Origin of the sequence: Pseudomonas sp. gcc21, from assembly GCF_012844345.1 — a bacterium.
In the GTDB taxonomy this organism is placed as follows: Bacteria; Pseudomonadota; Gammaproteobacteria; order Pseudomonadales; family Pseudomonadaceae; genus Halopseudomonas.
In genome coordinates, this window is record NZ_CP051625.1 from 3,403,643 (window position 1) to 3,426,199 (window position 22,557).

Genomic DNA, 22,557 nt, shown 5'->3' on the forward strand with positions numbered 1-22,557 from the left:
TCAGGCTATACGGCAGGTGTTAACGTTATCTAAGCAGCGCTCAGCCGGACGCTGAGCGTCAAAGGCTCATGTTAAGGCTTAGCAAATACACATTTCGCTCGTAACTGTTGAAGTAGCGAGACGACTCATTTTCTGACCGCAGATAGCCCAAGGTAATGTCCGCCCAGCGATCGAATGCGTAGCTGACCCCGACGCTGTATGCGGTCCGGTCGTCCTCGCGGTCGCTGGCCTTGTACTCGCGATCGGAAATCTGGTATTCAAGCTCGGTGCTGATGCGCGGTGTCCAGCCATGTGTCCAGCTGACACCCGTGGTGACATCTTCGACGGTTGAAGAATCATCTTCACCCTCGTCGAAAGCCCGGCGCGCGTTGATCTCGAACGTAGAGTAGGACCGTGGAGCCCAGGCGACGCCGACTTCCCACATGGGGCTAGTGAAATCTTCGCGCCCGTCACTGTCGAACTTCTTGCGTTCAGCACCCACGCGAACGGTACCTGTGGTCTTGGCTGTAGCGTCCCAGGTTGCACCAATCAAGCCCGCTGTATTGGTCCCGTCTCGGCTGAAGCGGTCTTCCACGTAATCATGCTGTGTGTGGCGTACTTCTACAATTGAGCGGGTGCGGCCGCCAATACGATGGAACCAGGTGCTGCTTACACCGATGCTGTCGCGCTCCTGGTCTTCGTTGAGGTCGCCGCTGTTGTGATAGCGACGCTGCTCATAGTTGGTAGCAAAGTCGAGCTGATTCTGCGCGCTGACAGCGCCGAAGGTATACCCGAGGCCGGCTACCGCGCGGCTATACTTGTCGTTGTAGAAGTCTCTCGTAAGGACGTCGCCTGCTGATAATGTGTCATCGTTGATGGTGTCTTCAATCCGGTGGTATCCGATGTTACCCCGGACACGGTGACGCGAAGTCAGCGCCAGCGCGCTTTTGAACGTGAGGTGGTGGTCGGTGTTGGATGCGTCGCTATCGTCGTGATAGATATCGCTATCGAAGGAGTATTTCAATTCGTGTTGGCTGTTGCGGTTCTCCGCGCTCAACGCAAAGGTCGGCTCGATGGTAGTGATCCACGAGTCAGCAGCGTTGTCTCGCACGCCACGGTAGTTATCGTCGTAGCTTTCGGAGACAAGTAGGGTCGGCGTGAATTGAAAGCCGCGTACATCTATGCTCATTGGCTCGATTGCCCAGCTGTAGGCAGATACAGAGGTTGCGAGCGAAGCGGTCAGAAATTTGGAGAGCCTCATAAAGCAGTCTTCCTTCTCGGAAATGAAAGATTGTTGTTCTGTTGAACGGTAGCGATCAGCTGGAACTGGCGGTGGTTCCGCCGCCGATTCCGCCCCCTGAGCCGCCGCGAGGCACCCCCAGGGAGGTAGCGGCCGGGGAGGGCGCCGCGCCGGAAGCGGTGGGCAGTCTGTCAGTTACTGCGCTGACAATTTCCTCGGCTTGATCAGGTGCTGCTGCTACCGCCGCTTCCACAATCTCTGAAATCTGATCGGGCGCTGCATCGATAGCCGCCAGGGTGATATCACTTGCCAGCTTGGGATACACCCCAATAGCAAGCGTGACGATGTCGGCAGCTTTCTCGCTGCATTCGGTAATGCGTTGCTGAACCGCGACGGTGACTTCCTGTCGTGTATGGTCGGTGTTAGTAAGCTGGTGCTCTGCAGAATTCACGCAGACATCTGCTGCCAGAGCAGGCAGACTCGTGACGCCCATCCCGGACATAGCGAGCGCCGTAAGCGGCACAAGCAAAGTTTTCCTCATCATCAACTATCTCCTTGGTAGATATAGACTACCCATGCTGACGCCGTAGCGTTGTTGACTCAGTCACAGATGCACGAAAGTGCAAAATGCAGCTTTCGTGCCTTCGGTTACAGGTCATGCCCTGTTCGAGTGCGCCTGCATTGCAACAGGCACGCTACCGCCCAAAGGAATCACCTTTGATTTCAGCGGGTTCACCAGCACGAAATGGCGTTTGATGCGCCATTCGATTTCCCTGTTAAGGTCACAAATGCTTGTTTCGGTACTGCCCAAATCAACGCGTTGCAAAATATGCGCCCGTCCCGTTGGTTACGTTTGTTGTCAATGCGCTGCCCAGACTAGCCAAGCATGCTGGCTGATACGTCGCATCGCTACATGACTGGCGCAACCAACCGGCGCCAGTGTGCTCTGCGGAGATGGTTTGCCCGCCGGAGTTGACAGCGCTTGAAGCACAGCGGGTCAAAGAGAGCGCAGTCCAGTTATCCTGGGCTTTTGTTTTTGAGAAGGCATAACCGGGAAGCATGGGCTGCTTGATCCGCTTCACCTTAACGTCGTGAAGCTTGCTGGCCCGAAAAATTGGATTCACACATTTGAAGCCTTTACGCGCGAGATGCTCACCCGCTCGGTTGTTCTGTCGGGGTTTGCACTGTAAGAGGTACCAGGCGACTTCCGGCATTTCCCTATGGTTGTTCATAAGCCCTCCTAGCCTTGAGGCACATACCGCGGAACATGTTTGCTGCCACTTAATCCGTTGGGATGTCAAATCGCTATCAGCTGATTCAATCGCTCCGAAAGACTAGACAGAGCTTTGAATAAAGAGTTCCAAAAGTTTTGTTCAGTCAGTCCTGCTTTTCGACAACCGGTGCCACTGGAAACAGGTCGATTCCGCTAGATATAAGCGATGAGAAAATAACTGGCATCCGAGAGTCAGAAACGGGCTTGTCAGAATAGGTTGGCGAATCAGCGAGTTAAGCTACATCCCGCGCCAATCATGGCGTTCCGTCAAATGTGCCATCGCGTGATGGCGGGCAGGTTCTGTTTTTGAGAAGGTTGTCAGCGGTTGCGCAATGCGTCTCACGAGCGGAGCGGGCGACCGTTAGTCATGCTCGATTCACCAACCGCCCGGCCGGCACGGCTCCGTTATGGCACTGTTGGCGGCGCTTCGTCGAAGCCAAGGGTGGCGCAAAATGTCGTGGCGTTGAGGACAGGCGCAATGATGGCAGCGTGACCCGCATTGCTCCTGCCGGCTTCGGCTTTCCTGCACTGCCTTTACCTGAGCCGCTTAAATTCTTATTGTGGCTATTCACTGCAGATCGGGAGCGTCCCATGTCACAGAATATGCCCGCGAACGCTGTCGGGAGTTCCGAGAGGCAGCTGTTCGAATATGTTGAACTTGGCGGTTCCCTGCGGGCGAGTCAAACGCTTGCAGACGAGGTTGCGCTGGCGGTGAGCTACAACGGGATCAGCCAGGCAGTGATGATGGTTTCTCCGGACGCGCTAGAGGACTTTGTCGTCGGATTCAGTCTCACTGGCGCGCTGGTCGCCTCCCTTGACGAAATCTATGACCTTCGCTTGAGCGGCGAGGGCGAGCAGCGACGGGCAGATTTGGAGGTGAGTAGTCGAGCGTTCTGGGCACTAAAGCAGCAGCGTCGTCATCTGGCGGGTAACAGCGGTTGCGGATTATGCGGGGTGGAGGCGCTGGAGCAGGCGTTGCCGACACTTGCACCGCTAGATCGTGTGGCTCTGCCAGAACCTTCGCTACTGGAAGGCATGCGCGATCGTATCAGTGCGGCACAGCTGCTGGCTCGGCAAAGCGGTGCGTTGCACGCTGCGGTCTTTGTCGATGGGCTGAACGGAGAAATCTTGCTCTGCCGCGAAGATATCGGCCGGCACAATGCCCTCGATAAACTGATCGGCGCTATTTATCGCAGCGCGTTGAGTCCAGGTGATGGCTTTGCCGTGGTGACCAGTCGCTGCAGCCTGGAACTCATCCACAAAGCGGTGCGCGGACGCATTTCGACTCTGGTGTGCCTGTCCGCGCCTACTGCTTTGAGTGTTCAGTGGGCGCGCGCGCACGGACTCAATCTTATCCATATTCCGCACCGTAGCGGGCCGAGGGTGTATAGTCCTGCGCCTTTGCCGTGATGTATTGAAGCACCCGCTACGGGTGTTCGGGTGGTGTGGCGGGCTGAATCTCAGACATAAAAAAAGACGTCCGAGGACGTCTTTTTTGCTTTGTTTGGTGGAGCCGGGGGGATTTGAACCCCCGTCCGCCAGTCCGCCGCTATCGGTTCTACATGCTTAGCCATCTCTACTGAGTTAACTCCTCACCGCCCGAGTGGCAGGGTGTTTGGAGCGAGTTGTGTAATGTTTAACCGCTTCGTCCACAACGTACTACGCGGCGATTCTGTTCTATATGACAATCATTTCGAGTTTACAGACATCCTCTAATGATTGCTGGAGCCGAAGCTACCAGAAGTGCGACTAGGCTGCTTACGCAGCTAGTTGAGCACCGTAATTGTCATCATTGGCAATTATAGGTTTTGCAACAGTTTATTTACGAGTTCTGTTACCAACTCGGCATGCCCCTCAAGTTTTGTAACCGTCGTCGAATCCTAATCGGCCCCAAAACCATCTTGGTACGGGCGCAGTGTAACCTAAGCACAGGTCTTTACCAAGGACGGTTTGTTTCAAGACTATTCATGCCACCGAGGCCTGAGCGCGCTATTTCCGGCAGGCAGGCAGGCTGGTTGGCTAGCGTGGCTTGGCCTCGGGCTCAGCTCGGGCGAAGACTAGAGGCGGCATACTGCATCAGCGGTGGTTCTCACGGATGATTCTCGCCTTGTCACGAGCCCAGTCGCGGTCTTTCTCGGTCGCGCGCTTGTCGAAATCCTTCTTACCGCGAACCAGAGCAATCTCGCATTTTACCAGGTGCCGCTTCCAGTACAGGGCTATCGGGACACAGCTGAAGCCTTTCTGCTGTACCCCTGTGAGCAGCTTCTCCAGCTCGCGGGCTTTAAGCAGCAGTTTGCGCGTGCGGGTCGGATCAGCAATCACATGGGTGCTGGCGGTTTTCAGTGGCGTGATATGGGCGCCCAGCAGGAATGCTTCGCCATCCTTGAGCAAGATATAGCTGTCGACCAGCTGGACCTTGCCGGCGCGCAGACTTTTCACCTCCCACCCGGCCAGGGCGATGCCCGCTTCGAAGCGATCTACGATGAAATATTCGTGTTTGGCCTTCTTGTTCAGCGCGATAGTGCCGCTGTTGGCCTGGGTTTTCTTTTGGTTGCTCATAGGCGGCGTATTATAGGGGCTGAACACAAGTTCGGCTATCGCCGTCATCGCCCGCTCTTGTGGCGGCTGGTCAGAATCTGGACAATGCCGTTCTTTTCCAATATGGACCGGGTATTCATATGGCCAACGCAAGCGTATCGATACACGGAATCTGGTCGAGCCGTTGGGTTTTTATCCTTGCGGCGACCGGGTCAGCGGTGGGCCTGGGCAATATCTGGAAGTTTCCCTACATGGCAGGTGCCTACGGTGGCGGTGCTTTCGTGCTCGTCTACCTGGTGTGTATCGCGCTGATTGGTTTGCCTATCATGCTGGCGGAGACAGTGCTGGGCAGGCGCGGACGTCAGAGTCCGGTTAATACGTTGCGCAGCCTGGCCGTGCACTCCGGCGCATCTCCGCGCTGGTCGTGGGCAGCGACAATGGGCATGACCGCGGCCTTGCTGATTCTTTCCTTTTATAGTGTGGTTGCCGGCTGGTCGCTGGACTACATCATTGGTATGGGGCGGGGCGAGTTTGCTGGTATTGATGGTCCCGGAGCTGGCGCCCGCTTCGATTCGCTGACAGCGGATCCCTGGCGGCTCACCTTGTGGCATTCGCTGTTTATGCTGGTCACCGCTTATATCATCGCCAAGGGCGTGGTGGCAGGGCTTGAGCGCAGCCTGCGAATCATGATGCCGATGTTGTTTGTGTTGTTGGTGGTTCTGCTGGGTTACAGCCTCACTACTGGCTATTTCATGCAGGGCGTCGAGTTTTTGTTTCACTTCGATGTGTCCGAGGCGCGTGCGGGCATCCTCGCTGCGATGGGGCATGCGTTCTTTACGCTCAGCATCGGTGTCGGCTCGATCATGGTGTTCGGCTCCTATATGCCCAAACGCTCCTCAATCGGCGGCACTGTGCTGACGGTTGCGTTGCTGGATACGGTAGTGGCGCTGACTGCTGGACTGGCGTTGTTTCCGATCGTCTTTGCGGCGGGTCTGGAGCCCGGTGCCGGCCCCGGACTGATGTTTGTCACGCTGCCGATCGCCTTCGGCAATGTGATGATGGGTCAGGTGTTCGGGGTGATCTTCTTCGTCCTGGTCGCTATTGCTGCCTGGAGCTCGGCTATTTCCATGCTGGAACCAGCAGTCGCCTTCTGGGTTGAGCGTTCGGGCAAGAGCCGTGCCCGGGTTACTGCAGTGATTGCAGGGATCTGCTGGATTGTCGGGCTGGGATCGGCGTTGTCCTTTAACGTGCTGGCTGATGCCAGGTTTTTTGTTTCGGATGACGCCGGTTGGCGGTTGTTTGCCTGGGGCGCTGAAGGCGGTAAGACCTTCTTCGATACCGTCGATTACGTGACCAGTCGCATCATGTTGCCGCTAGGCGGGCTCTTGTTTGCTCTGTTTGCCGGATGGGTGCTGGGTCGCGATGTGTTCAAGGCGGAGCTGGGGCTGAAATACCCGCGACTGTTCCCGGTGGTGTATTGGTTGCTACGCTATGTGGCACCCGTCGGCGTGACTATCGTGTTTGTCACAGAACTCTACAATTGAAGTGTCCATGACTCATATTCAACGTTCTGCATTGCTGCCCTATCCGGCAGAAAGCCTTTTCGAGCTGGTAAACCGCGTCGAGCTGTACCCCGAATTTCTGCCGTGGTGCTCTGCTGCAGAAGTGCTTGAGGAGAGCGAGACAGAGATGCGCGCCAGACTGACCGTAGGCAAGGCGGGCATCCATCAGTCGTTTACTACTGTCAATCAGCTCGAACCGGGTTCCCGAATCGATATGCATCTGGAAAACGGACCTTTTAGTTCGCTGCATGGCGTCTGGGAGTTTCGTGCGTTGAGTGATCACGCCTGCAAGATAAGCTTGGATTTGCAGTTCAGCTATTCTGGGCCGGTAGTCAAGGCGACGCTTGGACCGCTCTTCAATCATGCGGCAAATACACTGGTTGAGGCTTTCTCTCAGCGCGCCAAGGAGCTTTACGGTGGTCGATAAAACCATTGCGGTGGAGGTCGCCTACGCGCTGCCGCAAAAGCAGAAGATCGTCAGTCTGGTGGTGCCTGAAGGCACAACCGTGTTGGAAGCGGCGCGATTGTCACGGATGGATGAGCATTTTCCCGGGCTGGACGTTGAGGGCAGCGCCTTGGGGATCTTCGGCAAGACGGTGCCCAAGCCGGCAGAGCGGGAGCTCAAGGCGGGAGAGCGCGTTGAGATTTACCGCGTGCTTATTGCTGATCCGAAGGAGGTGCGCAAGCAGCGAGCTGCCAAGGCCAAGGAGGCAAAGGCAGAAGAGGCGAACAAGGGGTGAGCCGGTTGGCTCGAAAGGAGTTCTGGTCAGCTCCTTACGAGCAAGGGTTGTCTGTTATTCGCCGGTACCCAGCGGAGCGCCGAGATCTACCGGATAACTTTCAGTCGCAGGTGGCTCATGGGCGCGTCCGCGCATGATGGCTTCGTCGCGGCTGGTGCCTGGTTGGAAGTCACCTGCCAATCCAACCAGCTGATCGTTTTCGAATGTCAAGCTGACGCGCTCCTGCTGACGAGCGTCATGGCCGGCGCGCATGCTGTACAGATAATCCCAGCGGTTGGGCGCAAAGGTATCCTGGATCAACGGTGTGCCCATGATGAACCGGACTTGCCGCGTGGTCATGCCAGGGCGCAGCTGGTCAATCATTTCCTGTGTTACGACGTTTCCCTGCTGCACATCAATCTTGTAAACACCGGGAAAGCCGCAACCGGCGAGGCTCAAGGCGGACGTACACAAAAGGACACAGAGGATTCGGTTCAGACTGTTAGGCATCGCGTGGTAACATCCACTATCGTGAGTCGGCTGAATGGCCCTGAATCATACCCGACAGAACCCGCCCTGCGAAGCGCTGAACGAGAAACTACCCATGGTTGAAAATCAAGAACTGCGGAAAGCTGGCCTCAAGGTTACGCTTCCGCGCGTCAAGATCCTGCAGATGCTGGATAGCTCGCCCGATCGCCATATGAGCGCCGAAGATGTGTACAAGGCGCTGATGGAAGCGGGTGAGGATGTCGGGCTTGCCACCGTGTATCGGGTTCTGACCCAGTTCGAGTCCGCGGGCCTGGTGGTTCGCCACAACTTTGATGGCGGGCACGCCGTGTTCGAATTGGCGGATGGTGAGCACCACGACCATATGGTGTGCCTGGATACAGGTGAAGTGATCGAATTCTACGATCCGGAAATCGAGCGTCGCCAGCACGACATCGTCAAGGAGCATGGCTACGAACTGGTGGATCATAATCTGGTGCTGTACGTAAAGAAACGCGTCTGAACAGCCTTCAACCGGCGTAGCCATAACACAACGCCCTTCCTGTAGCAGGAAGGGCGTTTGTCGTTATGGCAGCTCTGCTTTAATCAGGGCTGGCGAGCAGTTTGCGTGCGTGGGCGAGGGACTCTTCAGTCATGTCGATTCCACCGAGCATGCGTGCCACCTCGTGAATACGACCTTCACGATCGAGATTGTCGATGCGGGTGCGGGTCGATTTGCGCGACTGCTCCTTGCGCACGAACAAGTGCTGGTGTCCCTGCGCCGCTACCTGAGGCAGGTGGGTGACAGTCAATACCTGCCCGCGTGCGCCGAGCTGGCGCAGCAATTGGCCGACGATTTCCGCTGTTGGTCCGCCAATGCCTACATCCACTTCATCGAATACCAGTGTCGGTACCCGCGAGGTCTGGGCAGTAATGACTTGTATGCCCAGGCTTATGCGTGACAGTTCACCACCGGATGCGACTTTGGCCAGAGGCTTGGGCGGCTGACCGGGGTTGGCGCTGACGAGAAACTCGACGCTTTCCAGGCCGTGTGGAGAATATTCCTCTGCCTTGTTTGTCACCAGCTGAACCACAACCTTGCCGCCAGGCATGCCCAATTGTTGTATTTCCCGGGTAACCGCTTCGGCAAGCTTGTCAGCCGCTTTTTTCCGCGCCGTTGTGAGTTTGCCGGCGAGCTCCTGATAATGAATGCGGAACGCCTCGAGCTCTTCCGCCAGCTGGCCTGAATCGGCATGGTTTTGCTGGATGCTTTCCAGCTCGTCTATGAGTTGTTGTTGCAGCGCGGGCAGTTCGTCCGGATTGACCCTGTGCTTGCGGGCCAGGTCATAAATGGTGCCAAGACGCTCTTCAATCTGCTGTTGACGAATTGGGTCGGCTTCAAAATGGTCCAGATAACGGGTCAGCTCACCGACCGCTTCCTCTACCTGTATCTGGGCGCTGGCCAGCAGGGTGTTGGCCTCGTCCAGATTGCGGTGATTCGCCTGCAGGCTACCCATGCGTTGCAGACTGGCGGTAAGTGCCTGCAGCACGCTGCCGCTGTCGTTCTCGCTGCAGAGATTGATCACCTGTTGGCACGAATGCAGGATCTGCTCGGCGTTGGCTAACTGGCGCTGGTCGTTTTCCAGTTGCTCGAGCTCACCGTCCTGCAAGCTGAGATTATCCAGCTCCTCAAGCTGGTAGGTCAGCAATTGCAGGCGCGAGCTTTGCTCATCGCCGCGCTGGCTCGCCTTCAGAAGCGCCTGTTCGGTCTGCCGGCAGCGCTGAGCAGCGAGTTGCACCTGGCGCGCCAGTTCGCTGGCACCGGCATAGTTGTTCAACAAGCGCCGGTGGGTGTCGGTCTTGAGCAATGATTGGTGCTCATGCTGGCTGTGGATGTCGATCAGCATTTCGCCGAGCGCCTTCAGATGTTGTTGCGGACAGGGACTGCCGTTGATATAGCCCCGTGAGCGACCTTCGGCGGTTACCACGCGGCGCAGGATGACCTGATTGTCTTCTCCGGCAAGATCTCGCTCTTCCAGCCAGCTGATGGCCTCCGGAATGTCGCTTATATCGAAGGTCGCCAGCAAGTCAGCCTTGCTGGCGCCGGGACGAACGGCTCCGCTATCGGCTCGGTCACCCAGGGTCAGCGACAGCGCGTCGAGCATGATTGATTTGCCGGCACCCGTCTCGCCAGTGATGACGGTCATGCCATTGGCCAGCTCGAGTTCGAGGTGATCGACAATGGCGTAATTGTTCACCGCAAGATGTACCAGCATCGCCGTGCTCCCGGATAGTAAGTCTGGTTATTTATACAGTAGTCCGAGTTTTCCGTACAAGTCCCCTGGCATTCCTTTTATCCGGCAGATTGTGGGGCTTGAATCGCTGGCTGCCGTCCCCATATATGGGGTCAGAGATGAAAGGCCGGTTGGCGTGGCATCGCGATGACGGTGCCCGCAACGTCAACCGGCCGGCGAATTACCCTTATTTATCGACAGGAGAGATTCATGGCGGACGAACAGAAGCAGGACCTGAACGATCAGGACCCCGAAGTCGAAGAGGTGCTGGAAGGCACTGATACGGAGGGCCTGGCTGCAAAGGTGGCCAGCCTCGAGGAGCAGTTGGCTACCGCGCAGGATCAGGCTCTGCGCGCGGCCGCTGATGTGCAGAACGCGCGCCGGCGCGCCGAGCAGGAAGTCGAGAAGGCGCACAAGTTCGCGCTCGAGCGTTTCGCCAATGACCTGTTGCCGGTGCTCGACAGCCTTGAGCGCGGCATCGAATTGTCTGACCCCAGTGACGAAGCGCTCAAGCCGATGCGTGAAGGCATGGAGCTGACGCTGAAGATGTTCGCTGACACCCTGGGGCGTCATCAGATCGAAGCGGTACACCCTGAAGGTGAACCTTTCAATCCCGAACTCCATCAGGCGATGACCACCGAAGAGCGGGACAGCATGGAGCCCAACACAGTGGTACGGGTGTTTCAGAAAGGCTACACGCTCAGTGGTCGCCTTCTGCGTCCGGCGATGGTGGTGGTGAGCAAGGCTCCCGCTGACAAGCCGGCATCACCTTCGATCGACGAACAGGCTTGAAATTGAATCGAGTGACCCCACTAAGGGTTCATCAATAGACAATCCCGCCGCAGGAATCACGCGGCACACAGATTCGGAGAATTTAGATGGGCAAGATAATCGGTATCGACCTGGGAACTACCAACTCCTGCGTGGCGATCATGGAAAACGGTACGGCCAAGGTAATCGAGAATGCTGAAGGTGGTCGCACCACGCCCTCGATCGTGGCCTATACCAACGATGGCGAAACGCTGGTCGGCCAATCGGCCAAGCGTCAATCGGTAACCAATCCGCAGAACACGCTCAACGCGGTGAAGCGTTTGATCGGTCGCCGTTTTGAAGAAGACGTCGTACAGAAAGACATCAAGCTGGTCCCGTACAAGATCGTCAAAGCCGACAACGGTGACGCCTGGGTTGAAGTAAAGGGCGAGAAGATGGCGCCTCCGCAGGTATCTGCAGAAGTGCTGAAGAAGATGAAGAAAACCGCCGAGGATTACCTGGGCGAGCCGGTAACTGAAGCGGTCATCACCGTACCGGCTTACTTCAACGACAGCCAGCGCCAGGCTACCAAGGATGCTGGTCGGATCGCCGGTCTCGACGTCAAGCGGATCATCAACGAGCCGACTGCCGCTGCGTTGGCATATGGTATGGACAAGTCGCGCGGCGATTCGACAATCGTGGTGTATGACCTTGGCGGTGGTACCTTCGACGTATCGGTTATCGAGATCGCAGAAGTTGACGGTGAGCACCAGTTCGAAGTTCTGGCTACCAACGGTGATACCTTCCTGGGTGGTGAAGATTTCGACATGCGCCTGATCGACTATCTGGCCGACGAATTCAAGAAGGAAAACGGCGTTGATCTGCACAACGATCCGCTGGCGCTGCAGCGTCTGAAAGAGGCGGCCGAGAAAGCCAAGATCGAGCTGTCCTCCAGCAACCAGACTGATGTGAACCTGCCGTATATCACTGCCGATGCATCGGGTCCGAAGCACCTGAACGTCAAGGTTACCCGGGCCAAGCTGGAGTCGCTGGTCGAGGAGCTGGTCAAGCGCAGTATCGAGCCTTGCCGCGTGGCCATGAAGGATGCAGGTCTGGACGTATCCGACATCAATGAAGTGATTCTGGTCGGTGGTCAGACCCGCATGCCGCTGGTGCAGCGTACCGTTGCCGAGTTCTTCGGCAAGGATCCGCGCAAGGATGTGAACCCGGACGAAGCCGTTGCGGTAGGTGCTGCTATTCAGGGCGCGGTACTGGCGGGCGATGTGAAGGACGTATTGCTGCTCGACGTTACTCCGCTGTCTCTGGGTATCGAGACAATGGGCGGCGTGATGACCGCACTGATCGAGAAGAACACTACCATCCCGACCAAGAAGTCGCAGGTGTTCTCGACAGCTGATGATAACCAGACCGCGGTAACCATCCATGTCATGCAGGGTGAGCGTAAGCAGGCGTCGCAGAACAAGTCATTGGGTCGCTTTGACCTCGCTGACATTCCGCCGGCACCGCGCGGTGTACCGCAGATCGAAGTGAGCTTCGATATCGACGCCAACGGTATCCTTAACGTGTCTGCCAAAGACAAGGCGACCGGTAAGCAGCAGTCGATCATCATCAAGGCCTCTTCCGGCTTGAGCGATGAGGAAATCGATCAGATGGTACGCGACGCCGAGGCGAATGCCGAGGAAGACCGCAAGTTCGAAGAGTTGGTCACTACCCGTAACCAGGCTGACCAGTTGGTGCACGCTACTCGCAAGACATTGACTGAGGCTGGCGACAAGGCGACTGAGGAAGAGAAGACTGCAATCGAGTCTGCTTTGGCTGATCTCGAGACTGCAATCAAGGGCGATGACAAGGCTGATATCGAAGCCAAGATCAACGCTCTGTCCGAAGCCTCCGGTCCGCTGGTTCAGAAGATGTACGCAGAGCAGGCGCAAGCTGCACAGGGCGGCGATTCTGAAGCAGATGCTGGCCAGGAAGGCGCGGATGATGTCGTTGATGCCGAGTTCGAAGAGGTCAAGGACAAGAAGTAAGTCCTTGATAGAACGGCTTAACGACTGAGTGCAGGCAACGCGGGAGCTTTTCCCGCGTTGCTGTTTGTAACGGACCCCTGGGTCTGTTGACGTTTCGCTGCGGCGTGCCGCGAAACGTCAACAGAGCTTTGAATGAAGGAATGGTAAAACGATGGCCAAGCGTGATTATTACGAAGTGCTGGGCGTAGAGCGCGGCGCCAGCGATGCCGAGCTGAAAAAGGCTTACCGCCGCCTGGCAATGAAATTCCATCCGGACCGTAACCCGGACGATAAGACCGCGGAAGAGAAGTTCAAGGAGGCCAACGAGGCTTATGAAGTTCTCACCGACGCTAACAAGCGCGCGGCCTATGATCAGTATGGTCACGCCGGGGTTGACCCGAATATGGGTGGCGGACCTGGCGGCTTTGGCGGCGGTGGTGCCAACTTCTCGGATATCTTCGGCGATGTGTTCGGCGATATTTTCGGCGGTGCAGCGGGCGGTCGTGGCCGCTCCAACGTACAGCGCGGCAGCGACTTGCGCTATACGCTGGAGCTTGACTTGGAAGAGGCGGTGCGGGGGACGTCTGTCACCATCCGTGTTCCGACTCTGGTGGCATGCGAGACCTGTGAAGGCAGCGGCGCGAAGAAGGGCACCAAGCCGATAACCTGTACCACCTGCGGTGGCCACGGCCAGGTGCGTATGCAGCAGGGTTTCTTCTCGGTGCAGCAGACTTGCCCCCGTTGCCATGGTACGGGTCAGATGATTGCTGATCCCTGTAATGACTGCCATGGTCAGGGTCGCGTCGAAGAACACAAGACCCTGTCGGTCAAGGTTCCAGCAGGTGTCGATACCGGCGACCGGATCCGCCTCGGTGGTGAGGGCGAGGCCGGCGTCAACGGTGGTCCCGCTGGTGATTTGTACGTAGTGGTCTCGGTGCGCGAGCACAAGATTTTCCAGCGCGACGGCAAGAACCTGTACTGCGAAGTGCCGATCAATTTCGCCGACGCAGCGTTGGGCGGTGAGCTGGAAGTGCCGACCCTGGATGGTCGCGTCAAGTTGAAGATCCCGGAAGGCGCCCAGACCGGCAAACTGTTTCGTTTGCGCGGCAAGGGTGTGACACCCGTTCGCGGCGGGTCTGCAGGTGATTTGTTGTGCCGCGTTGTGGTCGAGACACCGGTGAATCTGACCCGACGTCAGCGCGAACTCTTCGAGGAACTGCGCACCAGCCTGGAAGAAGAAGGCAGCAACCAGTCGCCAAAGGCCAAGAGCTGGTTTGAAGGGGTTAAAAACTTTTTCGAGGATATGAAATTTTGACCGGGGCAGAAATGAGACGGGTAGCGGTAATCGGTGCGGCTGGCCGAATGGGCAAGACGCTGATCGAGGCGGTTAGCCAGGCCGAAGGTGCCGCAGTGCTGACCGCGGCAATCGAAAGGCTCGGTAGTTCGCTGATCGGTGCAGACGCGGGTGAGCTGGCTGGCGTAGGTCGGCTGGGAATCGCGGTGAGCGGGGCTCTGGAAAATGTGCTTGAAGAGTTCGACGTTCTGATCGATTTCACGCACCCGACCAGCACTATGGTTAACCTGGCGCTGTGTCGTGATGCCGGCAAGGCGATGGTTATCGGCACCACTGGATTCTCCGACGCTCAGAAGGCGGTTATTGCCGAGGCGGCTCAGGATATCCCGATCGTCTTCGCACCCAACTTCAGTGTGGGCGTCAATCTTTGCCTCAAGCTGCTGGATATGGCAGCGCGAGTGATGGGTGATGAAGCCGATATCGAAATAATCGAAGCGCACCACCGGCACAAGGTCGACGCGCCTTCCGGCACCGCCTTGGGAATGGGCGAAGTCGTTGCCAAGGCGCTGGGCCGTGATCTGCAGCAGGTTGCAGTATACGGCCGCGAGGGCCAGACGGGGGCGCGTGATCCCCAGACCATCGGGTTCGCCACGGTACGGGCCGGTGATGTGGTGGGCGATCATACGGTCTTGTTTGCTACTGAAGGGGAGCGTGTCGAAATCACGCACAAGGCTTCAAGTCGGATGACGTTTGCCAAGGGAGCGGTACGTTCGGCCATCTGGTTGGCCGGACGTCAGGCAGGCTTGTATGACATGCAGGATGTGCTGTCTCTGCGAAACTGAGCCGCTACAGGTTCAGCGCGCATTGCTGATGTATTGGGTGTCGTCACCGGGTAACGCTTGTGAAGCAACAGCGTTACCCGGTGAATATCTGCCAGTCAGGCGCCGCGGTTAAGCGCGTCGCGGGAAAGGCTGTTGAGAGTGCTGGCATTACGCAGCAGGTAAAACGCAGCGATAGTGGGTACCCAGTCCGCCCGGTGATCCAGTAGTCGGGGTTTGATGAAATTGTATTGCTTGTCCAGCTGATCGAACGTGGCTTCCAGTTCAGGAAACAGCTCGCGTAGTTCATTCGAACGCTGAGTGATGCGAGCATCCATTTCGTTGAACAGGCCTTCCTTGGTTTCCAGGAAATACACGCCGATAGAGCTGAACATGCTGTTCTGGTAAAGCAACAGGATCTGGTTGGTTTCCAGGCTCTGGCGATGAAGGGCCAGCAGATCTTCTGGAGCGTTCTTCGCCAACGCCTCGTAATCAGCCGCTACCGCCTTGTCCAGTTCGGCGTGGGCCATCATGATCTGGTTGACCGTCGCCAGGTGGTAATGAGCCTCTTCCATGGACTGACCTTCGAGCTGGCGAATCAGCTTCACCAGAGCGTCATAGGGTCTGCGCAATTCGGTGGGGTTGCCCATCTTGCGCAACAGCTGATCCATATTCTTCAACGCGCTGTTGTAGGTCTCGCGATTGCCAGGTTCGCGTACGCGCTCGAACAGGTTGTTGTCTATCAGCACATAAGTGCCGGCAACATACCCATCGCTGCGGAGTTCGTGGAGGTCTTGCAGTTCTTGAAGTTCTGCTGCGTGAATCAGGGGCGCGACACTCAGTAGTGCCAGCACCATGTAGCGTCTTAGGCGCGGTATCATGGGGTCTCTCCGGTCCTTTTTTTATTGTCACAGCTCCTGCGCTTCACAGCATCAGTGGCTGGGCTGTATCCGTTCACAGCTGTTTTAACACAACTGCTACGGCATATGGAACAAATTGGCAATGTGTCCTAAGCGAAATAGATCGACGGCTCTGTGCGGGGCTGAATGGGGGCTGCGATCCTTCGGTCTGGATATATGACGAGCGATCCCTTAGAATGCCGGGCTAATCTGTCTATCCAGCGCGCATCTGACAATGCTCAAAATGTAAACGGGATGAAGTGTCCAACACCTCGTTCCCGCTTTTGTGCAGCCCGCGTTTAGTAAAACTTGTCCGCTCTTTTCGGAGGTTTTCTTGTCCAAGCCAGCCATTCTCGCCCTAGCCGACGGCAGCATTTTCCGTGGCGAGTCCATCGGGGCCGACGGTCAGACCGTAGGTGAGGTTGTTTTCAATACAGCCATGACCGGTTATCAGGAGATACTTACTGATCCCTCCTATGCGCGTCAGATCGTTACGCTGACCTATCCGCACGTCGGCAATACCGGGACAGTGGCGGACGATAGCGAGTCGTTCAGGGTCTGGGCCGCCGGACTGGTTATTCGTGATCTGCCGCTACTGGCCAGCAACTGGCGTAATACTCAGCCTCTGGATGCTTACCTGGTCGAGAACGGTACGGTCGCTATCGCCGGCATCGATACGCGCCGTCTCACGCGCATTCTGCGGGAAAAGGGCGCGCAGAATGGCTGCATTCTTGCGGGTGAGGACGCTACTGAAGAGCGCGCGCTTGAATTGGCTCGTGAGTTCCCTGGGCTGAAGGGCATGGATCTGGCCAAGGAAGTGAGCGTCAAGGAGCGTTACGAGTGGCGCTCAAGCCTGTGGTGCCTGGAAAATAATGCTCATACGGAAATCGAAGCGAGCGAGCTGCCGTATCATGTGGTGGCCTTCGACTACGGCATCAAATACAACATTCTGCGTATGCTGGTGGCGCGCGGGTGCCGTTTAACCGTTCTGCCTGCTCAATCTACCGCTGCTGACGCGCTTGCGCTGAAACCCGATGGCATCCTTCTGGCCAACGGCCCGGGCGACCCGGAGCCTTGTGATTATGCCATCGAGGCGATTCAGGAGCTGCTGAAGACCGATACGCCAATCCTTGGTATTTGTCTGGGCCACCAGTTGCTGGCTCTCGCCGCAGGGGCACGCACCGTGAAGATGCCCAACGGGCATCACGGCGCCAATCATCCGGTACAGGATCTGCGCACCGGTGAGGTAATGATCACCAGTCAGAACCACGGCTTTGCAGTCGACGAGTCTTCGCTGCCGGGCAACGTGCGCGCCACACACAAATCCCTGTTTGACGGCACGCTGCAGGGTATCGAGCTGACGGACAGAGAAGCGTTCAGTTTCCAGGGTCACCCCGAAGCCAGCCCGGGCCCGCACGATGTGGCCCCGCTGTTCGATCGTTTCATCGAGACCATGGCCAAACGCCGCTAAGCCGCCGGTTCACTTAGGATTTTTAGACGACTATGCCAAAACGTACAGATATCAAAAGTATCCTGATTATCGGCGCTGGTCCGATTGTCATCGGCCAGGCCTGCGAGTTTGACTACTCCGGTGCCCAGGCTTGCAAGGCACTGAAGGAAGAGGGTTTCCGGGTCATCCTGGTCAACTCCAACCCGGCGACCATCATGACCGACCCGGCGATGGCCGATGCCACGTATATCGAGCCGATCAAGTGGCAGACAGTGGCGCGCATCATCGAGAAAGAGCGCCCCGATGCGGTGCTGCCGACCATGGGTGGGCAGACGGCACTGAACTGCGCGCTGGATCTGGAAAAGCACGGCGTGCTGGAGAAGTACAACGTCGAGATGGTCGGTGCTAACGCCGATACTATTGACAAAGCCGAGGATCGTTCGCGTTTTGACAAGGCCATGAAGGCCATCGGTCTGGAATGCCCGCGCTCAGGTATTGCCCACGACATGCAGGAAGCCTATGGCGTCCTGGAGCAGGTTGGCTTTCCGTGCATTATTCGTCCCTCGTTCACTATGGGCGGCTCGGGTGGCGGTATTGCTTATAATCGCGAAGAGTTCGAAGAAATCTGCACCCGCGGTCTGGACCTGTCGCCGACCAATGAGCTGCTGATCGATGAGTCATTGATTGGCTGGAAAGAGTTCGAAATGGAAGTTGTCCGTGACACCAAGGACAACTGCATCATTGTCTGCGCCATCGAGAACTTCGATCCGATGGGTGTTCACACCGGAGATTCGATCACCGTCGCCCCAGCGCAGACCTTGACCGACAAGGAATACCAGGTGATGCGTAATGCATCGCTGGCCGTCTTGCGCGAAATCGGCGTCGAAACTGGCGGATCCAACGTTCAGTTTGGCATCAACCCGGTCAACGGCCGCATGGTCGTGATCGAAATGAACCCGCGCGTGTCCCGTTCTTCGGCGCTGGCCTCCAAGGCTACCGGTTTCCCGATCGCCAAGATCGCTGCGAAGCTCGCAGTGGGTTATACCTTGGATGAGCTCAGCAACGACATTACCGGTGGGCGCACTCCGGCCTCTTTCGAGCCTTCCATCGATTACGTCGTGACCAAGATTCCGCGTTTCGCGTTCGAGAAGTTCCCCAATGCTGATGCGCGTCTGACCACCCAGATGAAGTCCGTTGGCGAAGTGATGGCCATCGGTCGCACCTTCCAGGAATCCCTGCAGAAAGCCCTGCGCGGACTGGAAGTCGGAGTGTCCGGTCTGGATCCAAAGGTCGACCTGAACAGCAGTGATGCCCAGACCGATCTGGTTCGTGAGTTGACCGTGCCTGGCGAACAGCGCATCTGGTATATCGGTGACGCGTTCCGCTCCGGTATGAGCATGCAGCAAATCTTCGAGCTGACCAATATTGATCCTTGGTTTTTGGTTCAGATCGAAGATCTGATCAAGGATGAAGAGCGGGTCAAGACCATGGGTCTGGCTGATTTCGATCGCGACCTGATGTACCGCCTCAAGCGCAAGGGTTTCTCGGATGCCCGGCTCGCCGAGCTGCTGGCTGTCAGTGAGAAGAGCCTGCGCCGTCACCGCCACAAGCTGAATGTATTCCCGGTGTACAAGCGGGTCGATACCTGCGCTGCCGAGTTTGCGACTGACACGGCCTATATGTATTCGACCTACGAGGAAGAGTGCGAGTCCAGTCCCTCAGACCGTGAAAAGATCATGGTGTTGGGTGGTGGTCCGAACCGTATCGGTCAAGGTATCGAGTTCGATTACTGCTGTGTACATGCGGCGCTGGCAATGCGTGATGATGGCTATGAAACCATCATGGTCAACTGCAACCCGGAAACCGTATCCACTGACTACGATACTTCCGATCGTCTTTATTTCGAGCCGGTGACACTTGAAGACGTGCTGGAAATCGTCCGGGTCGAGAAGCCCAAGGGCGTGATCGTACAGTACGGCGGTCAGACCCCGTTGAAATTGGCGCGGGCGCTGGAAGAGGCCGGTGTGCCGATTATCGGTACCAGTCCTGAAGCCATTGACCGCGCCGAAGACCGCGAGCGTTTCCAGCAGATGGTCGAGCGTCTGAACCTGTTGCAGCCGCCGAATGCGACTGTTCGCAGTGAAGAAGAAGCCATTCGCGCTGCTGGCAAGATCGGTTATCCGCTGGTCGTACGCCCATCCTATGTGTTGGGTGGCCGGGCGATGGAAATCGTCTACCAGGAAGAAGAGCTGAAGCGCTATCTGCGCGATGCGGTGAAGGTTTCCAACGATAGCCCTGTGTTGCTGGACCACTTCCTCAACTGCGCCATTGAGGTTGATGTGGACGCGGTATCGGATGGTACCGACGTGGTGATCGGCGCGATCATGCAACACATTGAGCAGGCTGGTGTGCACTCGGGCGACTCCGCATGTTCGCTACCGCCTTATTCGCTGCCAGCGCATGTCCAGGACGAGATGCGCGAGCAGGTCAAGAAGATGGCGCTCGAGCTGGGTGTGGTGGGCTTGATGAACGTGCAGTTGGCGTTGCAGGACGACCGCATCTACATCATTGAGGTCAACCCTCGTGCATCGCGGACAGTGCCCTTTGTATCCAAGTGCATCGGTGAGTCGCTGGCGAAGATAGCTGCCAGGGTCATGGCTGGAAAAACGCTCAAAGAGATTGGTTTCACCAAGGAAATCGTGCCCGCGTTCTATAGCGTGAAGGAAGCTGTGTTCCCCTTTGCCAAGTTCCCGGGTGTTGATCCGATCCTTGGGCCGGAAATGAAATCAACCGGCGAAGTCATGGGTGTGGGCGACAGCTTTGCCGAGGCATTTGCCAAATCACAGCTTGGTGCCGGTGAAGTCTTGCCGCAGGGCGGCACAGTGTTCCTCAGCGTGCGAGAGGACGACAAGCCGTTTGTTGCTGAGATGGCAGCCGAGCTGATCGAGCTGGGCTTTGAGGTGGTGGCAACCAGCGGCACCGCAAAGGTAATTCAGGCAGCCGGGCACAAGGTGCGTCGAGTGAACAAGGTGACCGAAGGGCGTCCGCACATCGTTGACATGATCAAGAACGATGAGGTTCGTCTGGTAATCAACACCACCGAGGGCCGCCAGTCGATCGCCGATTCGTATTCAATCCGTCGCAATGCGCTGCAGCACAAGGTGTACTCCACGACCACACTGGCTGGCGGCCAAGCAGTTTGCATGGCACTGAAATTTGGTCCTGAGCGTGCCGTAAGGCGCCTTCAGGATCTGCATGAAGGAGCTTGATTCATGAAATATCCGATGACCAAGCAGGGTGCTGAAGCGCTCGAGGCAGAGCTGAAGCATCTCAAGAACACCATGCGTCCGCAGATAACCCAGGCGATAGCCGAAGCGCGGGAGCTGGGCGATCTGAAAGAAAACGCTGAGTATCACGCTGCGCGGGAGCAGCAGGGCATGGTTGAGGCGCGGATCCGCGATATCGAGGGGCGGTTGTCTAACGCCCAGATCATCGACCCTACGACGATTCCGCATTCAGGCAAGGTGATATTCGGGACCACGATCGAAATCGCCAACGTCGATACCGACGAATCAATGGTCTATCAGATCGTCGGAGAAGACGAGGCAGACATCAAAACGCGCAAGATCTCGGTCAGTTCGCCGATTGCCCGCGCGTTGATCGGCAAGGAAGAAGGCGACATCGTTGCGGTCAAGACGCCCGGCGGTGTGGTTGAGTACGAGATTGTTGAGGTGCGACACCTGTGAGCCGGGCGGCCGCCGTGCCTGCATTGCGTAGCGGTCGGGTTGCCTGGCAGCTGACCGTAACGCTATGGGTCGGCGGCATCTGGATGTTGCATTTTGTCTTGCTACCGGCATTGGAAAGCTTCGGCCTGGCGCCGATGCTGACCGACGAGATTGGCAATTTCATGCGACCGCTGATGGTGGCTTTTGCGGCCGTCTGCGCAGTGCTTCAGCTGGTCATTGCCTGGTCGGCGATAGGTGGGGGATGGTGGAAAGATTTGCGTGGGCAGCTGTTGATGCTAGTGCTGGGCGCGTCTGCCATCTTCTTCGGCGCAAGATTCTTTGCAGCCGGCGATTACATCGAGCTGTTCTGCTATCTGGTTCTGGCTTTTGCGGGGCTGATACTGGTCCTCCAGCCACGTCCGGATGAAACCGGACGCTAGCCGTGACCGGTCACATGTTCTTGTAACGTACGAGATTGGATAACTGTGCGTTGGGTTTTTTAGCTTTGCGTAGCAAAATCGCCATCTTGCCAATAACCTGCACCAGCTCGGCGCCGCTGTTTTTACATAGCTCTTCAATCAGCGCCTGTTTGCTGTCGCGATCGGCAACACTCAGGCGGATTTTGATCAGTTCATGATCGGTGAGCGCGCGATCGAGTTCGGCCATCACGCCCTCACTGAGGCCGTTTTCGCTGATCATTACGATCGGCTTGAGATGGTGGCCAATACGTTTGTAGACTTTTTTCTGTTCGGAGCTAAGCGCCATAATATCTGTATGCGTTCCAGTTTCGTTGAAAGAAATCGCGACTAGTTTAACCGGCGGCGACATCCGCTGCACGAGGTATTCCGTGGCTCGATCCAAAACCAGCAAAGGCTGGCTGAAAGAACATTTTGACGATCCCTATGTCAAGAAGGCGCAAAAGGACGGCTATCGTTCGCGTGCCAGTTACAAATTGCTGGAAATTCAGGAGAAGGACCGGCTACTCAAGCCGGGTATGACCGTTCTGGATCTGGGTGCGGCACCGGGAGGCTGGTGCCAGGTGGCGAGCCGTCTGATTGGTGATAAGGGGCGTATTATTGCCTCGGATATCCTGCCAATGGACAGTATTGCGGATGTAACCTTCATCGAAGGCGACTTCACCGAGGAAGCGGTCTTTGAAGAGATTCTCCGCGCGATCGGCGATCAGCCAGTAGATCTTGTTATTTCTGATATGGCCCCCAATATGAGTGGTACGCCTGAAGTCGATCAGCCGAGGGCGATGTATCTATGCGAGCTGGCGCTGGATATGGCGGCACAGGTTCTGCGGCCCGGTGGCAGCTTTCTGGTGAAAGTGTTCCATGGGGAAGGTTTTGATGAGTACTTCCGGCAAATGAGAGGTCAGTTTGACAAGCTGGTTACCCGTAAGCCTGGGGCATCCAGAGACCGGTCCCGCGAAACCTACCTGCTGGCCAAGGGATATAAAGGCCCGCAAGCATAGTGCCGCGACATAGCGCGTAACATTGC

General features: G+C 57.0%; 22 protein-coding genes and 1 other RNA gene. 14 read left to right on the forward strand and 9 right to left on the reverse strand.

What is annotated here, in order from left to right:
• Positions 1-58: 58 nt before the first annotated feature.
• The 3 genes from HG264_RS15740 to HG264_RS15750 form a co-directional block, all read right to left on the reverse strand.
• Positions 59-1,240, reverse strand: a complete 1,182-nt coding sequence (locus tag HG264_RS15740) for an outer membrane beta-barrel protein (protein WP_169408495.1) — start codon at positions 1,238-1,240, stop codon at positions 59-61.
• A gap of 55 nt (positions 1,241-1,295) precedes the next feature.
• Positions 1,296-1,763, reverse strand: a complete 468-nt coding sequence (locus HG264_RS15745) for a hypothetical protein (protein WP_169408496.1) — start codon at positions 1,761-1,763, stop codon at positions 1,296-1,298.
• A 268-nt stretch (positions 1,764-2,031) separates the two neighbouring features.
• The gene (locus HG264_RS15750; protein WP_169408497.1) at positions 2,032-2,451 is read right to left on the reverse strand and encodes a transcription termination/antitermination NusG family protein; all 420 of its coding nucleotides are present in this window, start codon (positions 2,449-2,451) and stop codon (positions 2,032-2,034) included.
• 632 nt (positions 2,452-3,083) lie between these two features.
• Here HG264_RS15750 and fdhD point away from each other — a divergent pair.
• A complete protein-coding gene (gene fdhD, locus HG264_RS15755) occupies positions 3,084-3,902 on the forward strand; it encodes a formate dehydrogenase accessory sulfurtransferase FdhD (RefSeq protein WP_256663704.1) in 819 nt (272 codons plus the stop codon).
• 95 nt (positions 3,903-3,997) lie between these two features.
• Here fdhD and ssrA read toward each other — a convergent pair.
• Positions 3,998-4,384, reverse strand: a transfer-messenger RNA (tmRNA) gene (ssrA, locus tag HG264_RS15760).
• Between the two features lie 184 nt (positions 4,385-4,568).
• Entirely contained in the window at positions 4,569-5,051 is a 483-nt protein-coding gene (gene smpB / locus HG264_RS15765) for an SsrA-binding protein SmpB (RefSeq protein WP_169409169.1), read from the reverse strand.
• Between the two features lie 119 nt (positions 5,052-5,170).
• Between smpB and HG264_RS15770 the strand changes: the two genes are divergently transcribed.
• The 3 genes from HG264_RS15770 to HG264_RS15780 are packed head-to-tail and all read left to right on the forward strand — an operon-like array spanning position 5,171 to position 7,332.
• Complete coding sequence (locus HG264_RS15770) at positions 5,171-6,574, forward strand: sodium-dependent transporter (protein WP_169408498.1); 1,404 nt, start codon at positions 5,171-5,173, stop codon at positions 6,572-6,574.
• 7 nt (positions 6,575-6,581) lie between these two features.
• Positions 6,582-7,019, forward strand: a complete 438-nt coding sequence (locus tag HG264_RS15775) for a type II toxin-antitoxin system RatA family toxin (RefSeq protein ID WP_169408499.1) — start codon at positions 6,582-6,584, stop codon at positions 7,017-7,019.
• The gene (locus HG264_RS15780) at positions 7,009-7,332 is read left to right on the forward strand and encodes an RnfH family protein (protein ID WP_256663705.1); all 324 of its coding nucleotides are present in this window, start codon (positions 7,009-7,011) and stop codon (positions 7,330-7,332) included. The genes HG264_RS15775 and HG264_RS15780 overlap by 11 nt, the downstream gene beginning before the upstream one ends.
• Positions 7,333-7,386: 54 nt before the next feature.
• On the opposite strand, the gene HG264_RS15785 is transcribed toward HG264_RS15780, so the two are convergent.
• Positions 7,387-7,821: an outer membrane protein assembly factor BamE gene (locus tag HG264_RS15785; protein ID WP_169408501.1), complete on the reverse strand. Its 435-nt coding sequence runs from the start codon at positions 7,819-7,821 to the stop codon at positions 7,387-7,389.
• Between the two features lie 94 nt (positions 7,822-7,915).
• Here HG264_RS15785 and fur point away from each other — a divergent pair, with 94 nt between their 5' ends.
• Positions 7,916-8,320, forward strand: a complete 405-nt coding sequence (gene fur, locus HG264_RS15790) for a ferric iron uptake transcriptional regulator (protein WP_169409170.1) — start codon at positions 7,916-7,918, stop codon at positions 8,318-8,320.
• A gap of 79 nt (positions 8,321-8,399) precedes the next feature.
• On the opposite strand, the gene recN is transcribed toward fur, so the two are convergent.
• A complete protein-coding gene (recN, locus tag HG264_RS15795; protein WP_169408502.1) occupies positions 8,400-10,073 on the reverse strand; it encodes a DNA repair protein RecN in 1,674 nt (557 codons plus the stop codon).
• A gap of 228 nt (positions 10,074-10,301) precedes the next feature.
• Between recN and grpE the strand changes: the two genes are divergently transcribed.
• The 4 genes from grpE (at position 10,302) to dapB (ending at position 15,004) form a co-directional block, all read left to right on the forward strand.
• Positions 10,302-10,883, forward strand: a complete 582-nt coding sequence (grpE, locus tag HG264_RS15800) for a nucleotide exchange factor GrpE (protein ID WP_169408503.1) — start codon at positions 10,302-10,304, stop codon at positions 10,881-10,883.
• Between the two features lie 86 nt (positions 10,884-10,969).
• Positions 10,970-12,889 (forward strand): molecular chaperone DnaK, encoded by a 1,920-nt coding sequence (gene dnaK / locus HG264_RS15805; RefSeq protein WP_169408504.1) that lies wholly within the window; start codon positions 10,970-10,972, stop codon positions 12,887-12,889.
• A 151-nt stretch (positions 12,890-13,040) separates the two neighbouring features.
• On the forward strand, positions 13,041-14,183 hold the full coding sequence (gene dnaJ, locus HG264_RS15810) for a molecular chaperone DnaJ (RefSeq protein WP_169408505.1): 1,143 nt from the start codon (positions 13,041-13,043) through the stop codon (positions 14,181-14,183).
• A gap of 11 nt (positions 14,184-14,194) precedes the next feature.
• Positions 14,195-15,004, forward strand: a complete 810-nt coding sequence (dapB, locus tag HG264_RS15815; RefSeq protein ID WP_169408506.1) for a 4-hydroxy-tetrahydrodipicolinate reductase — start codon at positions 14,195-14,197, stop codon at positions 15,002-15,004.
• A 95-nt stretch (positions 15,005-15,099) separates the two neighbouring features.
• Here dapB and HG264_RS15820 read toward each other — a convergent pair whose 3' ends face one another.
• Positions 15,100-15,861: a hypothetical protein gene (locus HG264_RS15820; RefSeq protein ID WP_169408507.1), complete on the reverse strand. Its 762-nt coding sequence runs from the start codon at positions 15,859-15,861 to the stop codon at positions 15,100-15,102.
• Positions 15,862-16,213: 352 nt separating this feature from the next.
• Here HG264_RS15820 and carA point away from each other — a divergent pair, with 352 nt between their 5' ends.
• From carA to HG264_RS15840, 4 genes are read left to right on the forward strand one after another with little or no spacing between them, the layout of a single operon-like run.
• Positions 16,214-17,350, forward strand: a complete 1,137-nt coding sequence (carA, locus tag HG264_RS15825; protein WP_169408508.1) for a glutamine-hydrolyzing carbamoyl-phosphate synthase small subunit — start codon at positions 16,214-16,216, stop codon at positions 17,348-17,350.
• Positions 17,351-17,382: 32 nt separating this feature from the next.
• Positions 17,383-20,598, forward strand: coding sequence for a carbamoyl-phosphate synthase large subunit (carB, locus tag HG264_RS15830; RefSeq protein WP_169408509.1), 3,216 nt, complete (start codon positions 17,383-17,385; stop codon positions 20,596-20,598).
• A 3-nt stretch (positions 20,599-20,601) separates the two neighbouring features.
• The gene (gene greA / locus HG264_RS15835) at positions 20,602-21,075 is read left to right on the forward strand and encodes a transcription elongation factor GreA (RefSeq protein WP_169408510.1); all 474 of its coding nucleotides are present in this window, start codon (positions 20,602-20,604) and stop codon (positions 21,073-21,075) included.
• On the forward strand, positions 21,072-21,494 hold the full coding sequence (locus HG264_RS15840) for a hypothetical protein (RefSeq protein WP_256663707.1): 423 nt from the start codon (positions 21,072-21,074) through the stop codon (positions 21,492-21,494). The genes greA and HG264_RS15840 overlap by 4 nt, the downstream gene beginning before the upstream one ends.
• Before the next feature lie 10 nt (positions 21,495-21,504).
• Here HG264_RS15840 and yhbY read toward each other — a convergent pair whose 3' ends face one another.
• Entirely contained in the window at positions 21,505-21,819 is a 315-nt protein-coding gene (gene yhbY, locus HG264_RS15845) for a ribosome assembly RNA-binding protein YhbY (protein WP_169409172.1), read from the reverse strand.
• 82 nt (positions 21,820-21,901) lie between these two features.
• Between yhbY and rlmE the strand changes: the two genes are divergently transcribed.
• Positions 21,902-22,531: a 23S rRNA (uridine(2552)-2'-O)-methyltransferase RlmE gene (gene rlmE, locus HG264_RS15850; RefSeq protein WP_169408511.1), complete on the forward strand. Its 630-nt coding sequence runs from the start codon at positions 21,902-21,904 to the stop codon at positions 22,529-22,531.
• Positions 22,532-22,557 lie beyond the last annotated feature (26 nt).

Coding starts and splice junctions, on each gene's coding strand:
- grpE (WP_169408503.1), top strand. CDS start 10,302: ATGGCGGACGAACAGAAGCAGGACCTGAACGATCAGGACCCCGAAGTC.
- HG264_RS15740 (WP_169408495.1), bottom strand. CDS start 1,240: ATGAGGCTCTCCAAATTTCTGACCGCTTCGCTCGCAACCTCTGTATCT.
- recN (WP_169408502.1), bottom strand. CDS start 10,073: ATGCTGGTACATCTTGCGGTGAACAATTACGCCATTGTCGATCACCTC.
- HG264_RS15745 (WP_169408496.1), bottom strand. CDS start 1,763: ATGATGAGGAAAACTTTGCTTGTGCCGCTTACGGCGCTCGCTATGTCC.
- HG264_RS15770 (WP_169408498.1), top strand. CDS start 5,171: ATGGCCAACGCAAGCGTATCGATACACGGAATCTGGTCGAGCCGTTGG.
- smpB (WP_169409169.1), bottom strand. CDS start 5,051: ATGAGCAACCAAAAGAAAACCCAGGCCAACAGCGGCACTATCGCGCTG.
- carB (WP_169408509.1), top strand. CDS start 17,383: ATGCCAAAACGTACAGATATCAAAAGTATCCTGATTATCGGCGCTGGT.
- fur (WP_169409170.1), top strand. CDS start 7,916: ATGGTTGAAAATCAAGAACTGCGGAAAGCTGGCCTCAAGGTTACGCTT.
- HG264_RS15820 (WP_169408507.1), bottom strand. CDS start 15,861: ATGATACCGCGCCTAAGACGCTACATGGTGCTGGCACTACTGAGTGTC.
- dnaK (WP_169408504.1), top strand. CDS start 10,970: ATGGGCAAGATAATCGGTATCGACCTGGGAACTACCAACTCCTGCGTG.
- fdhD (WP_256663704.1), top strand. CDS start 3,084: ATGTCACAGAATATGCCCGCGAACGCTGTCGGGAGTTCCGAGAGGCAG.
- greA (WP_169408510.1), top strand. CDS start 20,602: ATGAAATATCCGATGACCAAGCAGGGTGCTGAAGCGCTCGAGGCAGAG.
- yhbY (WP_169409172.1), bottom strand. CDS start 21,819: ATGGCGCTTAGCTCCGAACAGAAAAAAGTCTACAAACGTATTGGCCAC.
- dnaJ (WP_169408505.1), top strand. CDS start 13,041: ATGGCCAAGCGTGATTATTACGAAGTGCTGGGCGTAGAGCGCGGCGCC.
- HG264_RS15775 (WP_169408499.1), top strand. CDS start 6,582: ATGACTCATATTCAACGTTCTGCATTGCTGCCCTATCCGGCAGAAAGC.
- dapB (WP_169408506.1), top strand. CDS start 14,195: ATGAGACGGGTAGCGGTAATCGGTGCGGCTGGCCGAATGGGCAAGACG.
- HG264_RS15785 (WP_169408501.1), bottom strand. CDS start 7,821: ATGCCTAACAGTCTGAACCGAATCCTCTGTGTCCTTTTGTGTACGTCC.
- HG264_RS15750 (WP_169408497.1), bottom strand. CDS start 2,451: ATGAACAACCATAGGGAAATGCCGGAAGTCGCCTGGTACCTCTTACAG.